Consider the following 15,421-nt stretch of genomic DNA (forward strand, 5'->3'; position numbering starts at 1 on the left):
TAACTGTTCAATTGTCAGTCATAGCGCAAATTTTTTTTTGAATCACTATCTTACTTATGGAAATTTGCAGGAATCACTTCTCTTTCATAGCATTGAAATCAACCAATAAGAATTTTTTTGCAGTAAAGAGGTTTTAAAATACCTTATAGCACAATTTAGAAGGAAAATAATACCTAATTATTGTATAATGTATTTTATAATCCATCATTTTAGATGGTTGGTAGAACGACTTAAACGAGGGCCTAAAGAATACATACTTTCCAAATTGTTGTCGGTACTGACTGGTGCCACTTGCTTACGCATCTACCAATTAATCTAATTAAATATTTTATTAAGGAGAGTTCAAATTATGAATCGTTATGCAAAACGCCTAGTACACGTAGCTTTACTAGGAACAGCCATTTTATCGTTGTCAGCTTGTGGAAAATCAGGACCTAATCAAGTTAACGAGAAGACGGTTTCCTTTATTAAGGATGCGCAATCACCTAATCAGAGAATTTGGTTCATGGCTAATTCCGAACATTCAGACACCTACGACCTCAGTAAGGATACGCATATTGACCAGATCCTAGTGACTAAGAATGGCATGGCAACTGTCTACAATACGCCAACCTATACGTTTCTGATGCGAGATATTGATGGGAAGTCTGATAAAAAAATAATTTCGATGGCCAAAGCTGAGGATAAGAAATATTACCACGAAACTATTCAAAAATCTAAGGATGATTTGCAGGAAAGAATTGATAGTGATAAGGGTATTCTGAAGAATAACACTTTCACTGCCAATGCTGATGAACGAAAGGATAAACAAAGATTAGAGTCCGATATCCAACACATGCTTGCTTTCCAGGCTAAATTTCCCGTTGTTAAGTATGAAAAGCCAACCGCAAAACCACTTCGTGCATCTGTTGTAACCGATAATTCTGGAAATAATGTCGTTCAAGAGAATATTGTTCACCAGCGGATTAAGCTAGACGACAAAGTTTGGAGTTATAAATTCAAAGAGCATGATTTGCCGTTTAGCTATCCTGAAAACATGAAGCTAACTATGAGCAATGGTTTTAGCCAAACGTACGATTCACCCGTCAAAATTTTGAGTTCAATGTATGTTGGCTACACAAATGAAACGAATAATCAGCCCAACATCTACTTAATCACTAAAACCACTAATAAAGACACCAAGTCCGTGTTTGATTCATTAAAGACCAAAAAAGTGACTGAGGCTAAGGACTAAAGCAATAAGAGGATTTATCATGGGAAAATCACTAAGTTATTTGCTGTTATTGCCACTTCAGTTTTCGACACCAAGTAACGTCACCTTCACAGCAACACCCAAAGCCCCTCAATGATTATGTTGAGAGGCTTTTTGACGATGGTTAAACGACAAATAGCACCACTATCTAAATTAGAGATAATAAAGGTATATAGAGCAGCGATAATATGAGGTGCCCCCCTCGAGTTGGATTTACGCCAATTCGAGGGGGCACTTCAACTAACAATCAGGGTGTTCTTGGTCATTGCGATGGCTTAGTTATTTAATTAATTTTTGGTTCCCAAGTTATGCCACTTCTTATTCGAGTACTTGTACGCAGTGATCTTATTGGACGATACGACGTTCCATTCGTGTTTAGTGGGAATAGCATGACTACCGTATTTAAAGATGACCTGTTTCTTTTGCGTTGGCTTAAGGTAGGACTCGGGCTATGAGTCTTCTTTTATGTCTTTGAGCTATTGTTGCACTTCAATTATAAATTTGTCTGTCATAAAAACGAGAATTATCTGGTGGTGAAGTTAACCTCCGGACTTTTTGCATTCAACTGGCGAGCCTTGAGTGATAATTAAAATTAACTATCATCAATATGGATTGTCACATAATCGGAGGGAGGTAGAAAATAAGTAATGCTAATTCTGCGTAATTTTGCTATCTCATGATATAATTATCAAAAAGTGTTGTACGAGGTGCAAAAAATGGGAATTGAATCTCTTATTCCAAGGCTCTTTAAACTGAACGCAATTTTTACAACTAGTGAGGCCAAGGACGTTGGAATTTCCAAATATTATCTAAATAAGTTGGTTAATGCTGGAGAGGTGGCTAGATTTGGTACTGGACGTGCTGGTGTTCAATTGTGGAGCAACGAGAATCTTTCTAATGACGACTTTTTGGCCATTCAGCTACGCTATCCCAAAGCTGTGATTTCGGGACAAACGGCTTTAACCTGGTGGCACCTCATTGACCGTCAATATACTTATTTAGATTTAACTGTTCCACGCGGCTACAGTGTTTCCAATGATTTTGACAAATACATTGTGACAATTCATCACGTCGATAGTCAGTATTATCCCATCGGACTAACAAGTGTTCGGACAGAAGAGGATAGTGGTTCACTCAACATCTATAATCCAGAACGTGCGCTAATAGATGCTTTCCGCTTTAAAACGATTACTGAATTCGACCGCAACCAAGCCGTTCGAAACTATTTTCAAAGTGACTTTTGTGATTCATTGAAATTGAGCAGATACATCAATCAATTTCCTGGACTTTCGGATTTACAAAAAATAACGGAGGTGCTCAGTCATTAAAACGAAAGATATTATTCGACAAGTCAAGCGGGCTGCTAACGAAAATCTCACTAGTTTACGTGAAATGCAGTCTCGCTTTGCAGCAGAACGATTTCTGGCAAGAATTACGCAATCTGATTATAAGAATGAAATGGTGCTGAAGGGTGGCTATTTAATTGGTGCTATGGTAGGTTTGGGCAACCGAAGTACCCATGATTTAGATTACTCCTATCAGAAAAAAGTCCCCGTTGATCAGCTTCAAAGGATTGTCACCGAAGTGGCCCAAATTGATCTAAAAGATGGTACACATTTTAATAACATCAGCGTCGACGAAAATGCGAATGCGACAGAACGCTATAACCCTGGCTACCGGGTATCAATGGACTTAGAGATGGCCAATCCCGATCCTTCGAAGCCCAATAAACCGGTGACGTACCATTTAGGTATCGATTTAGCAACTAATGATGATATTATTCCAAACGTACAGCGATTCAATCATACTTCAGAAATTGATGGGAGCAAGATTAGTGTTTACGCCTATCCAGTTGAGCAAATTTTGGCAGAGAAAATGTCAGCCTGCTTCAATCATGGAGATCAAGATACACGGGTTCGTGACTTCTATGATTTGTACGCTCTAAAGCGGTTCGAAGGTGAGAGTATTGATAATGACAGCTTACGTGCATCGATTAAGAATCAGTTAAAGATTCATAATCAGTATGACGCCTTAGAGAATCCAATTGCAGCATTTAATGACTTACGACAAAGCCTCCGTCTTCAAAAAGTTTGGAATGACAAACGACAGCAGATTATCCCAGAAGGTCAAGAAATTACATTCGACCAGACTATCAATGCGGCCAACAATCTTTTACGGAATGCTGGATTTAAAGATACCGCACCACGGCCAAAACATAGGCCATGGCTCTCGCAAGAAAGGCCTAGGTAAGGCTCCACCGCCATCATAAAGGGTCCTTCAACGAGGGCAGACGATTAAATTATGGTTCTAAAATAGGCTCTAAAATATCTGTTATTGGCAATCAATCGATTTGATTACTGGCAACAGATATTTTAGAGCCAAATGATTACGTTGAGAAGCTTTTGACGATTGTTAAACGACAAATAGCGCCACTATCTGAATTAGAGAATAAGGATACATAAAACTGCAACAATGTGAAGTGACAATCATGGTGCTCTTGGTCATTGAGATAGCTTAGTGATTGAATTAATTTTTGGTTCCCAAGTTATGCCATTTCTTATTCGAGTACTTGTACGCGGTGATCTTATTGGATGATACAACGTCCCATTCGTGTTTAGTGGGAATAACGTGACTGCCGTATTTAAAGATGGTTTGCTTCTTTTGCGTTGGCTTGAGGTATGAAGCGGTGCTATGGGTCTTCTTGTCGTAACTCGTGTTGAACTTCTTCATACCATTGAAAGCTTCAATCCGATAGCCATGAAACTTCTTGTAGCGAGGGTGCTTGCCTTTTTGATACCAATTTGAGCCAAACTTTGTGACTGAATAGATAGCATTAGGTGAGGTCTTATACTTTCCAGAGATCAAGATCCAATCATAGTTACTGAACGTGTGTGCAAGTTTATAATGGGCTCCTGGCAAAACTTTGTAGGTAGCAAGAACCTTGTCATTCTTGTAAGATGGGTAACCAGGCTTAATTTTACTGACGGTAATCGGCTTGCGAATAGTTACCCAATGGTTGGTTGTCCAGTATTGGCTGATCGAGGCGGAGGCCGGACTGGGAATGGTTAAAAATAGGCTGGCCGAGAGGGTGACAGCCGCTAACGTGAAACCTTTATGTAAATTCATTAGAATCGCTCCTTCATGCGTTACAACGCTAATCATCTCGCGGTCAGCGTTCATAGAGTTAGCTTACTATTTTGTGAACCTTTAGTAAATAGGGTTTGTAACCATATCCGGTAAATTGTTTCATATTGATAATGTTTTCTGAAACAATGTAAAATAAGATGATAATTAAAATTATAAAGAAAAAGTGAATAAAAGCACATATTGAACCGATAAATGTAGTGCAGTATTATTTATATAGGCTTTTAAATAATTAACATTTTCACCTTCAAACGCATGTTCAAACTTTTCCATCGCCTCGAGCAGAAATCGAACTGTGGAAGTAACACTGGGTTTCAAGCAGTTAAAAACGAGCGGATAAACGGTAGTGGAAACAGTGGTTTTTAAAAGCAAACAAATTTACTTAGTTAAAGGGAGCAAAACTTATGAAGAAGTTATTAGTAATGGCTGCGGTAAGTCTATCGATTGGCCTGCCACTGGCATTGAATGCGCCAGCCACGGCTCATGCGGCCAAGTGGCACCAGGGAACGCCAAAGGTGTTGCGTGGCACTTGGGAACGCAGAGTTACGGTAGGTAAAGGAAAGTCTCAGTTTAAAGCAACAGATGGTGTGAAAATTACTAAAAAAGGGCTGAACGCTTATTACGTGGGCGATCCGTTTGTTCTTGGCAAGATAAAGTATCAGAAGGCCAGCAAACATATCTATGTCCTTAAAGGCATTGAGATGATTAACTCGTTGAAGCCCTACAAAGTTCGAGTTCGACAGGTAGGTAAGCGGCTGAAGTATGTAGAATATTATCAGGCGAAGACTGGTCACTTCGATAAAATGGGTAAGATGGGCGCCTGGTTATCTAAAAAATAGGTAGCTGGTAGTTAGCAGTTGACTAGCTATTGTAGTAGGGGAGAATCTATCATGAAAAAAACATTGACAATCATTGCAGCTGCTTCGATGGGAATGGCATTAGGTATGCTGTCTCAGCCACAATCAACGGCTCAAGCGGCGAAGTACCATCAAGGTATGCCTAAGGCTCTACGCGGTAAGTGGATTATGCCTAAAAATGAGCGTTGGAAATTATCAAATGAGGATGGGGTTTTAAAGTATTTTAAGGTTTCAAACAGTAAGTTTATTGTGAAACAACCCGATACGAACGACACGTACTTGTCACCGCGTTACAAGAAAACCTCTAAAGGGCACTACACGGTTCTGACACACTATAAAAGCATCAGCACAATAGTCAAAGGACGCGTTTTTAAAAACAAAAACAATGTGAAAATGAAGTTTACCTTGAAGAAGGGACTATTGAGTATTAAAGGTAACAATAGTCTCTCTGGTTTTCATTATCAGCGCATTAAGTAAGGGGCCAAGCACATAAATCTATTAGTAATTAAGAGTGCCCTCATTATTTAGTAATCAGACGAAACTTTAGCCAACAGTGAAAAATCGCCCTCTATACCAAAGGGCAAGTCACTTTAAAAAGCTAGCAGAGAGAATTGACTGCTGACAAAACACCTCGAACTGTTTAAAAGCGTTACCCGAATGGCATTCACATTCGGGTAACGCTTTTTTAATACAATGCTATGCGAGCCGAATGAGATGCTTAAAGCACAAATAGCGCCACTATCTGAAATAGAGAATAAATGGTAAAATAGACTAGTTACTCAGATTCTCTGTTAGCTTTTTATTCGCCTGCAAACAAAGTGGGTGAAGACTAGCCGTATCGAGCAATTCAGAATGAAAAACAGATTCATGAATTTGCCAAAAAGTGGTATCGCAAACGACTAGAATATGCCCGAAATAAAATGGACATATGGCAATTTTGACTATTTTAAGAACACCAAGGCGTCAAACCCTTGGTATCAAAGGAGAAAAACTTATGAGCATTATCCAATGGTTCCCCGGTCATATGGCCAAGGCCATCCGTCAGATGGAGGAAAACGTCCACCTCGTAGACATCGTGTTCGAACTGGTCGACGCTCGGATTCCCGCTTCCTCACGTAATCCCGAGGTAGCCCGCATTGCACGGGACAAGCCCCATCTGATTATCATGACCAAGAAGGACCTTGCCGATCCACAACAAACTGCCGCTTGGCAACGTTACTACCATTCCCAAGACCAACCCGTCATCGCCATCGATTCTCGGGCCAACGTAACCCCCAAGCAGATCACCAAGATTGCGGCCAACATTTTGGCCGACAAGCTCGCTTCCGAAAAGGAAAAAGGCCTGAAGGAACGTCCAATGCGGGCCATGACTGTTGGAGTTCCTAACGTTGGGAAATCCACGTTACTGAACCACCTGGTCAATCACAAAGCTGCCCAAGTAGGCGATACCCCTGGGGTAACCAAGTCCCAACAGTGGCTCCGTTCCAACAAACACCTGGAACTGCTCGACACCCCCGGTATCCTTTGGCCTAAGTTCAAGGACCAAGAGACCGCCCAAAAACTAGCCTTAACCGGTGCCATCAAGGAAAAACTCTATGAGAAAGATGACGTGGCACTCTTTGCCCTCAACTTCTTCCGAAACTACCATCAACCAGCGTTGATGGAACGATACCATCTGGCCGACGCCGACTTAGAGTTGAGCGATGTCGACCTACTGATGAAGATTACGGAAAAGATCGGCATGCGTGACGACTACCTGCGGGCTAGCGACCGGTTGATTCTGGACGCCCGCCACAAGAAGCTGGGTGGCTTCACCCTGGACCGGGCACCCGAGGTAGGCGACACCCCTAATGACTAAGCAACCCAGCCTCAGCAGTTTAAAGCAAGACCTCGCGGACGTCACTAGCCTAACTGACCCCCGTTTAGTCTCATTAGCGGCTGATTCACGGAAGGGTGCGCAATCACTCCTGAATCAGATCAAACGTCGTGTCGCAAAGGCTGAGGCGGCTGAGCAGGCATTTCAGGAGCGGCTACACTACGAACGACCACTGTGGGCAGCCAATCAACTTGTGGCTGGCATCGATGAAGTCGGACGGGGGCCGTTAGCCGGTCCCGTGGTGACGAGTGCCGTCATCTTGCCGCAGGACTTCGACATCCCTTTGGTCAACGACTCCAAACAACTGACTCCTAAGGAACGCGAGCGCCTATACCCGTTGATCCTGGACCAGGCGACCGCCGTCAGCATTGGTATCGGGAGTCCTCAATTGATTGATCAAATCAACATCTATCAGGCGACTCGAGTTGCCATGCAGCGCGCCGTCTTGGGCCTCGGCGTGGCCCCACAGCATCTCATCGTGGACGCCATGCAGATTCCCGTCGACCTTCCGCAAACGCGGTTGATCAAGGGAGACGCCAAGAGTGCTAGCGTAGCGGCCGCCAGCATCGTAGCCAAGGTCTACCGGGACCATCTCATGGACACCTATGACGTGCTCTATCCCGGCTATGGCTTTACTAAGAATGCCGGTTACGGAACGGCGGAACACCTACAGGGTCTGGCTGACCGGGGAGTTACCCCGATTCACCGCCGAACTTTTTCACCGGTTCAAAAAATTATTGCTAACGAATCACGGAGTTAATCCTTAAAAGGGATAGGAGGTTGCAGCCATGCAACTGACACTTCGTGATTTTTTCATGCGTTTACCACTGATTCAAGGGATCGGTCCCCGCACGGCCTTAGCTTGCTGGCGGTGGGTGGAACGGCACCCTGAATTGACCGACATTGGTCCCGCTGAGCTTGGCATCATGCTCGAGGACTTAACGCTAACCGCTCAACGCACCCAGCAACTTAAAACCACGCTATTCACTGGTGAGCTCAGCCGGCGGGTAACTGAAAACCTGCAACACACCGGCTGTTTGACCATTGTCGATGGGGCGTATCCCGCCCAGCTTAAAGAAACGTTCAATCCACCAGTTGCCCTGTATTTTCTCGGGGACGTCCGCTTCTTGCAGGGACCACAGTTGGCCGTTGTCGGTTCCCGCCAGCCTACTCCGTATGCCTTACGCGCCATGAGATTGCTGTTGCCCCCAGTGGTGGAACAACGACTCTGCCTGGTTTCGGGTCTGGCTCAAGGGGTCGATACCTTAGCCCATCAAGTTGCCTTGGCTCACCGGGGACATACTATTGCCGTAATTGGGACCGGTCTCGATCACTGCTACCCGGCCGCCAACCGCGACCTCATGGACTTGTTGATTCGCGACCACCTGGTCCTATCCGAATATCCCTGGGGGACGGCGGGGGCCCGCCACCATTTTCCCGAACGCAACCGGATTATCGCGGGCATTGCGCAGAGCGTGCTAGTGGTCGAGGCGGCCCACCATTCGGGCAGTCTGATTACGGCCAACATTGGGCTTCAGGAGAACCGCAACGTCCTCGCCGTTCCGGGGGCCGTCGACAGTCCCAATTCAGTGGGGACCAACGAATTAATTTTAGCGGGCGCGAAACCAATCTTGAATCCCGAACATATAATGGAAGAATTTTTTAGTTGACAAGCGCCCCCGACTTGAAATATCATGTGTGGGATTACTAGTGAAAAATTTAGCGAACTTTTAGTTCGACTTAGAACCAAATCGATACGGTCACTGAATCCCGGTAGAGCGGGGTTTACACCTATCATTCGAGGGAGTAATGTGTTTTGCCGACGAAAACAAAAACCAAAACAACGACAAAGAAACGGCGCAAGCCGCAAAAAAAATTAGTCATCGTGGAATCTCCGGCGAAGGCCAAGACGATTGAAAAGTACTTAGGGCGGACCTACAAGGTCATGCCTAGTCTGGGCCACGTGCGGGACTTGCCTAAGAGTTCGATGGGGGTCGATACTGAAAATGACTACGATCCGCACTACATCTCCATTCGTGGTAAGGGTGATGTAATCAAGGGCTTACGGTCCGAGGCTAAAAAAGCCAAGGCCGTCTACCTCGCATCTGACCCTGACCGTGAAGGGGAATCCATTGCCTGGCACTTGGCCCACGTCTTAAACCTGGACGTGAAGGACAAGAACCGGGTCACATTTAACGAAATTACCAAGGATGCTGTCAAGGAAGCCTTCAAGACGCCCCGGACCATTGACATGGATCTGGTGAACGCCCAACAGGCGCGGCGAATCCTAGACCGTTTAGTGGGATATTCCATCTCCCCATTACTCTGGAAAAAGGTCAAGAAGGGGCTAAGTGCCGGTCGGGTTCAATCGATTGCGCTGTCCCTGATCATTCAACGGGAAAAGGAAATCAAAGCCTTCATCCCCGAAGAATACTGGACCATCGACGCAGACTTCAAGAAGGCCCGGCATACATTTGGCGCCAGCTTCTACGGCCTGAACGGTAAGAAGGCCGGCCTGAAGGATAACGCCGCCGTCCAAGACGTTCTGAACAAGCTCGATAAAAAAGGTGACTTTGACATCACCAACGTGGTTCGTAAGGAACGGAAGCGTTCACCCCAACCACCATTTACCACGAGTTCTATGCAACAGGATGCTAACCGTAAGTTAAACTTCAGAACACGGAAGACCATGATGGCCGCGCAACAGCTCTACGAAGGAATCAACTTGGGTAAGGAAGGCACGCAGGGGCTAATCACCTATATGCGGACCGACTCCACCCGGATCTCTAGCATTGCCAAGCACGAAGCCTCCACGTTCATTCACGAAAAATACGGAGCCGAATATGCCGCAACGAAACCCATCAAGGGTAAGCTGCCTGAAGGGGCCCAAGACGCCCATGAAGCCATTCGACCAACCTCTGTTTTCCGGACCCCAGCTAGCCTGAAGGAACGGTTGAACAAGGACCAATTTCGGCTCTATCAACTTATTTGGAACCGGTTCGTGGCCAGTCAAATGACGAACGCCATCATGGATACCATGGCTGTGACGCTGGAACAGAACGGCGTTACTTTCCGGTCCAACGGGTCCAAGATGAAGTTCGAAGGGTTCTTGAAGATCTACAAGGACGGTAAGGAAAAGGATAACCTGTTGCCCGACCTTGAGATTGGTGACGTGGTCAAGTTAGCCAAGACTGATCCAGCCCAACACTTTACCCAGCCACCTGCACGGTATTCCGAAGCCAACCTGATCAAGGCGTTGGAAGAAAACGGTGTGGGCCGGCCATCGACCTACGCCCCAACGCTGGACACGATTCAACGCCGCTACTACGTTAAGTTAGTCGGCCGGCGCTTTGAACCGACTGAATTAGGTGAAATCGTTGATGGCATCATCAACGACTACTTCCCAGACGTGGTCAACGTTGATTTCACTGCCAACTTGGAACACGAGTTAGATGGGATTGAAGAAGGGAAACAGGACTGGGTCAAGGTCATTGATAGCTTCTATCAACCATTCTCAACGGAAGTCGCCCACGCGGAAGACGCCATTGAAAAGATTCAGATCCGTGACGAACCCGCCGGCTTTGACTGTGACATCTGTGGCGCACCGATGGTCATCAAGATGGGCCGCTACGGTAAGTTCTATGCCTGCTCACGCTTCCCTGATTGCCGGAACACGAAACCAATCGTAAAGGAAATCGGCGTGACCTGTCCCGTTTGTCACAAGGGTGAGGTTATCGAACGGAAGTCCAAGAAGAACCGGATCTTCTACGGTTGTTCACGTTATCCCGATTGTGACTTCGTCTCATGGGACAAGCCAATCGGTCGTGACTGCCCTAAGGACGGCCACTACCTGGTTGCCAAGAAGATTCGCGGCGGTAGCCAAATCGTTTGTCCTAACGGGGACTACGAAGAAGCACCACAAAAGTAAAAAATCTATAGCGACAGGTTCATCGGTCACGCTCGCACAGTAGCGAAGTGATCGATGAACCTGTTTTATTGCGTGATTGCGTGAAACCAGTTATTTTCAGTCGGGAAAATGGGCCAGCAAAAACTGGTTGATGAGTTAGTTGTGTTTTTTTAAGCCATTTGCTAGCATTAACAAGTACAGGAGGTGTTCACGTGGACCAAGCAGTCACAGACTTTCTCACGTATCTGCAGGGTGAGCGACAGTATTCTCCGGAAACGGTGAAGGCCTACCGCGAGGATCTGGAAGAATTTCACCATTTTCTCGAAGACAATGGGGGCGTCAAGCCGTGGTCGGCGATCGACCAGTTGGACGTTGAGGTTTACCTCAGCGACCTCTACGATCACCACTACACCCGGACGACGATTGCCCGGAAGCTATCCACGTTGCGGTCACTTTACAATTTTCTGATGAGCAACGGGCAAGCGACTGACGATCCATTTGCCTACATTCAGTTAAAACACCACCAGAATCACTTACCCCGCTTCTTCTATGAACGGGAAATGACGGCATTGTTTGCTGCGGCGGCTGCTAACCCCAATGAACAGTTGGCAACCCGAGACTCGGCGGTGTTGGAAGTGCTATATGGCACCGGCATCCGGGTCAGTGAATGCGTCAATCTGACGCTCCCCGATGTAGACTTTGATAACCGCATGATGTTGATCCATGGGAAAGGGAATAAGGAACGTTACGTGCCGTTCGGCCACTACGCCGGCGACGCTTTGGAACGCTACCTTACAGCGGCCAGAACACCCCTGATGACCAAGAACCAGCAGACGCATGCCTTTGTCTTTATCAACTCGCGGGGCGGTCAGCTGACATCGGCTGGGGTGACCTATTTGCTCAACCAGATCATCAAGCGCAGCAGTCTAACGACGGACATTCACCCGCATATGTTGCGGCATACATTTGCCACGCACCTCTTGAACCGGGGTGCAGATCTCCGGTCGGTCCAGGAATTGCTGGGTCACAGCAGCCTATCCACGACGCAGATCTACACTCACGTAACGCGGGAACACTTACAGCGGGACTACCGCCAGTTCTTCCCACGCGCAACCGAAGATAAGTCACATCAAAAGAAGCCATCCTAAGGAGATCGATAAAACTATGCCAGTAAAATTTGAAGCCACGACCATCTGTGCTGTTCGACACAACGGCCACAACGCCATGGCGGGTGACGGGCAAGTCACCATGGGAGAAAAGGTCATCATGAAGGGGACCGCGCACAAGATTCGCCGCATCTACAACAACCAAGTCGTCGTTGGATTTGCCGGTAGTGTCGCCGATGCCTTCAACCTTGAAGAAAAATTCGAAGGTCAATTAAATGAATACAGTGGCAACCTGCAACGGGCTGCCGTCGAACTCGCCAAGCAATGGCGGTCCGATCAAGCACTCCAAAAGCTAGAAGCTTTACTGATTGTCATGGACAAGGACGAAATGCTATTGGTTTCCGGTTCTGGTGAAGTCATCGCTCCAGACGACGACATCCTGGCCATCGGTTCTGGTGGGAACTTTGCCTTGGCCGCAGCCACGGCCTTACACCACCACGCTACCGACATGAGCGCTAAGGAAATTGCCGAAACCGCCATCCACATTGCTGGGGGCATCGACATCTTTACCAACGAGAACGTTATTTCTGAAGAACTTTAATTATTGAACGGAGGAATCACTGTGGACGCTATTAATAAAACGCCTAAAGAAATCGTGGCCTTACTTGATCAATACGTTATTGGTCAGGACGAAGCTAAAAAATCCATTGCGATTGCCTTACGCAACCGTTACCGTCGGATGCAACTCGATGCCGACATGCAAGAAGAAATCTCACCTAAGAACATGTTAATGATTGGACCGACCGGGGTCGGGAAGACTGAAATCGCCCGCCGGTTGGCTAAGATTGTACACGCACCCTTCACCAAGGTCGAAGCCAGCAAGTTCACCGAAGTCGGCTACGTTGGCCGCGACGTTGAGTCCATGGTCCGGGACTTGGTCGAAGTCTCCGTCAGCATGCAGAAACAAGATCAGTTCAAGAATGTCCGGAGCGACGCTGTTCAAGCTGCTAACAAGCGGTTAGTTAAGCTGCTGGCACCGGCCAAGAAGAAAGAAAACAAGAACAACAACGACTTTGCAAACATGATGAACATGTTCTCACAGATGCAAAATGGCCAAACGCCTACGGCACCAACGGATCAAGAAGAAGTTACCGATGATATTCGTAACGAACGGTTATCCTTGGCAGACCAACTGAACAAGGGCTTGCTGGAAGACCACCAGGTCGAGATTGAAATGGATGATCCTCAACAAGCCAACGCCACTGATAACAACATGCTGGGCCAAATGGGAATCGATTTAAACGATACCCTGGGCTCTATCATGCCGAAGAAGCGAATCAAGCGGACGGTCACTGTGGCCGAAGCGCGTGAAATCTTGGTTGCCGAAGAATCCGAAAAATTAGTCAACAACGCTGATATCAACCACGATGCCATCAAGCGGGCCGAAAACACTGGAATCATCTTCCTGGACGAAATTGACAAGATCACCAAGGGCAGTGGCCAAAACAGCGGCGACGTTTCCCGTGAAGGGGTCCAACGCGATATCTTGCCAATTGTTGAAGGGACGCAGGTCAAGACCAAGTATGGGACCATCGACACCGATCACATTCTGTTCATCGCTGCCGGTGCTTTCGCTGAATCCAAGCCTAGCGATTTGATTGCTGAATTACAGGGACGTTTCCCAATTCGGGTTGAATTAAACGACCTGAGCAAGCAGGACTTTGTCCGGATCTTAACTGAACCGAACAACGCCTTGATCAAGCAATACATTGCCCTGATTGGGACCGACAACGTGAAGGTGACGTTCACTATGGAAGCTATCGAACGGATTGCCGAATTGGCCTTTGAACTCAACCATGAGAACCAAAATATTGGTGCTCGGCGGTTACAGACAGTCCTGGAAAAGCTCTTGGAAGACCTGCTCTACGAAGGGCCTGACATGGGGACCGGTGACGTCACGATTACCGAAAACTACGTTAACGATAAGATTGGTGACATCGTTCAGAACAAGGACCTGTCACGCTACATCCTATAAACATTACGAGAGCCAGGACAGTTGTCTTGGCTCTTTTTGGCGAGGTGGGGTATCATAGAGAGTGATGATTTAAGTCTGGGAGGAATTCGATGATAACGCTTAACAACGAATATTTAACGGTTCAGGTCAACCCATTGGGTGCCGAACTATCGAGTGTCAAAGACAATGAGAGCGGTTTAGAGTACATGTGGCAGGCGGATAAGGCCTACTGGGGTCGTCACGCCCCAATTCTCTTTCCCATCGTTGGTCGCTTGCAGGATAACCAGTACCGCCTCGACGGTAAAGCCTATCAAATGACCCAGCACGGGTTCGCTCGTGACCGGACGTTTACCGTTGTCGATCAGGACACGACGCACGTTAGTCTTGAGCTCAAGGCCGATGCCGAAACGAAGACATTGTTCCCATCCGACTTCATCTTGACCATCAGTTACGAACTGGTGGACCATCAACTGAAGTTCTCAGCGGACGTAGCCAATCCAATGGATGATACGTTAACGTTCTCCCTGGGGGCCCATCCCGGTTTCAACGTCCCACTGGGTGACCCAGCTGCAGACTTTACAGATTACCAAGTCACTGTTTCACCAAAAAAGGTCTACCAACGTGTGCCACTGGTTGGTCCATACAGCGACACGCAACACAGTGTCCCCCTCGATTTGACGCAACCAATGGGCTTGGATCACGAATTATTTGACCACGACGCTCAGGTTCTGACACTGGACAACCACGAAACCACGGTGATGTTGAGTACACCTGACAGCGACCACGGTGTCGCATTGACGGTGGCCGCCCCGTACCTTGGTATCTGGTCACCATACCCCAAGCAAGCACCATTCGTTTGCTTTGAACCTTGGTGGGGCTTAGCAGATGACGTTCAGGCAACCGGTGATTTAGAAACCAAGGTGGCCATCCACCATTTGGCCGGCCACGAGAATTTCCAGGCGGCTTACCAAATTACTTACTTCTAAACTGAAGTGTTTGCATCAATCCAGTACTAGTAGACAGCGATATTGCTAAGCTGGTTGCGCTCCGGCGGCCAGGGATTCCGCCCGCTGTAGGGACGCTTCAGACTGGAAAGTTCACCAGACTTCTCGCTCGATTTTGAGCCACGAAGGTCCTTTGCCTCAAAAGTTGCCCGTGGTATTAGCTGGCAAACAGTAAGTGGCAGGAGACAAATTAGGCTGCCTAATCCACAGGTTAATATTGTTATCTGACTCTCTAAGCGGTTGAACAGCACATGTTAAGTT

Annotated in this window: 14 protein-coding genes; 13 read left to right on the forward strand and 1 reads right to left on the reverse strand. The window is 46.9% G+C overall.

The window, feature by feature from the left end; all coding sequences use genetic code 11:
* Nucleotides 1-349: 349 nt before the first annotated feature.
* From EKM87_RS01995 to EKM87_RS02005, 3 genes are all read left to right on the forward strand, one after another.
* Complete coding sequence (locus EKM87_RS01995) at nucleotides 350-1,234, forward strand: hypothetical protein (protein ID WP_125681302.1); 885 nt, start codon at nucleotides 350-352, stop codon at nucleotides 1,232-1,234.
* A gap of 734 nt (nucleotides 1,235-1,968) precedes the next feature.
* Nucleotides 1,969-2,580, forward strand: coding sequence for a type IV toxin-antitoxin system AbiEi family antitoxin domain-containing protein (locus tag EKM87_RS02000; RefSeq protein WP_225428375.1), 612 nt, complete (start codon nucleotides 1,969-1,971; stop codon nucleotides 2,578-2,580).
* Nucleotides 2,581-2,644: 64 nt separating this feature from the next.
* Nucleotides 2,645-3,502, forward strand: a complete 858-nt coding sequence (locus tag EKM87_RS02005) for a nucleotidyl transferase AbiEii/AbiGii toxin family protein (RefSeq protein ID WP_125681304.1) — start codon at nucleotides 2,645-2,647, stop codon at nucleotides 3,500-3,502.
* A 276-nt stretch (nucleotides 3,503-3,778) separates the two neighbouring features.
* Here the strand turns inward: EKM87_RS02005 and EKM87_RS02010 are convergent, their stop codons facing one another.
* On the reverse strand, nucleotides 3,779-4,378 hold the full coding sequence (locus tag EKM87_RS02010) for a hypothetical protein (protein WP_125681306.1): 600 nt from the start codon (nucleotides 4,376-4,378) through the stop codon (nucleotides 3,779-3,781).
* Between the two features lie 422 nt (nucleotides 4,379-4,800).
* On the opposite strand from EKM87_RS02010, the gene EKM87_RS02015 reads away from it, so the two are divergent.
* The 10 genes from EKM87_RS02015 to EKM87_RS02060 all read left to right on the forward strand — a co-directional run bounded on the left by EKM87_RS02015 (nucleotide 4,801) and on the right by EKM87_RS02060 (nucleotide 15,142).
* Nucleotides 4,801-5,235, forward strand: a complete 435-nt coding sequence (locus EKM87_RS02015) for a hypothetical protein (protein ID WP_125681308.1) — start codon at nucleotides 4,801-4,803, stop codon at nucleotides 5,233-5,235.
* Nucleotides 5,236-5,286: 51 nt separating this feature from the next.
* Nucleotides 5,287-5,730: a hypothetical protein gene (locus EKM87_RS02020; protein ID WP_125681310.1), complete on the forward strand. Its 444-nt coding sequence runs from the start codon at nucleotides 5,287-5,289 to the stop codon at nucleotides 5,728-5,730.
* Between the two features lie 517 nt (nucleotides 5,731-6,247).
* The gene (ylqF, locus tag EKM87_RS02025) at nucleotides 6,248-7,111 is read left to right on the forward strand and encodes a ribosome biogenesis GTPase YlqF (protein ID WP_125681311.1); all 864 of its coding nucleotides are present in this window, start codon (nucleotides 6,248-6,250) and stop codon (nucleotides 7,109-7,111) included.
* Nucleotides 7,104-7,889, forward strand: a complete 786-nt coding sequence (locus tag EKM87_RS02030; protein ID WP_125681313.1) for a ribonuclease HII — start codon at nucleotides 7,104-7,106, stop codon at nucleotides 7,887-7,889. The genes ylqF and EKM87_RS02030 overlap by 8 nt, the downstream gene beginning before the upstream one ends.
* A gap of 28 nt (nucleotides 7,890-7,917) precedes the next feature.
* Nucleotides 7,918-8,799 carry a DNA-processing protein DprA gene (gene dprA, locus EKM87_RS02035; protein WP_125681315.1) on the forward strand — a complete coding sequence of 294 codons (882 nt, stop codon included), beginning with the start codon at nucleotides 7,918-7,920 and terminating at the stop codon, nucleotides 8,797-8,799.
* 146 nt (nucleotides 8,800-8,945) lie between these two features.
* Nucleotides 8,946-11,057, forward strand: coding sequence for a type I DNA topoisomerase (gene topA, locus EKM87_RS02040; RefSeq protein WP_125681317.1), 2,112 nt, complete (start codon nucleotides 8,946-8,948; stop codon nucleotides 11,055-11,057).
* 191 nt (nucleotides 11,058-11,248) lie between these two features.
* Nucleotides 11,249-12,184, forward strand: a complete 936-nt coding sequence (gene xerC / locus EKM87_RS02045) for a tyrosine recombinase XerC (protein ID WP_125681319.1) — start codon at nucleotides 11,249-11,251, stop codon at nucleotides 12,182-12,184.
* Nucleotides 12,185-12,200: 16 nt separating this feature from the next.
* Nucleotides 12,201-12,743: an HslVU peptidase proteolytic subunit gene (gene hslV / locus EKM87_RS02050; RefSeq protein WP_125681321.1), complete on the forward strand. Its 543-nt coding sequence runs from the start codon at nucleotides 12,201-12,203 to the stop codon at nucleotides 12,741-12,743.
* A 21-nt stretch (nucleotides 12,744-12,764) separates the two neighbouring features.
* Nucleotides 12,765-14,177: an ATP-dependent protease ATPase subunit HslU gene (hslU, locus tag EKM87_RS02055; RefSeq protein WP_125681323.1), complete on the forward strand. Its 1,413-nt coding sequence runs from the start codon at nucleotides 12,765-12,767 to the stop codon at nucleotides 14,175-14,177.
* 89 nt (nucleotides 14,178-14,266) lie between these two features.
* Complete coding sequence (locus tag EKM87_RS02060) at nucleotides 14,267-15,142, forward strand: aldose 1-epimerase family protein (RefSeq protein ID WP_125681325.1); 876 nt, start codon at nucleotides 14,267-14,269, stop codon at nucleotides 15,140-15,142.
* The last annotated feature ends 279 nt before the right edge of the window (nucleotides 15,143-15,421 follow it).

The sequence above is a fragment of the Levilactobacillus yonginensis genome, assembly GCF_003946265.1.
Taxonomy (GTDB): domain Bacteria; phylum Bacillota; class Bacilli; order Lactobacillales; family Lactobacillaceae; genus Levilactobacillus; species Levilactobacillus yonginensis.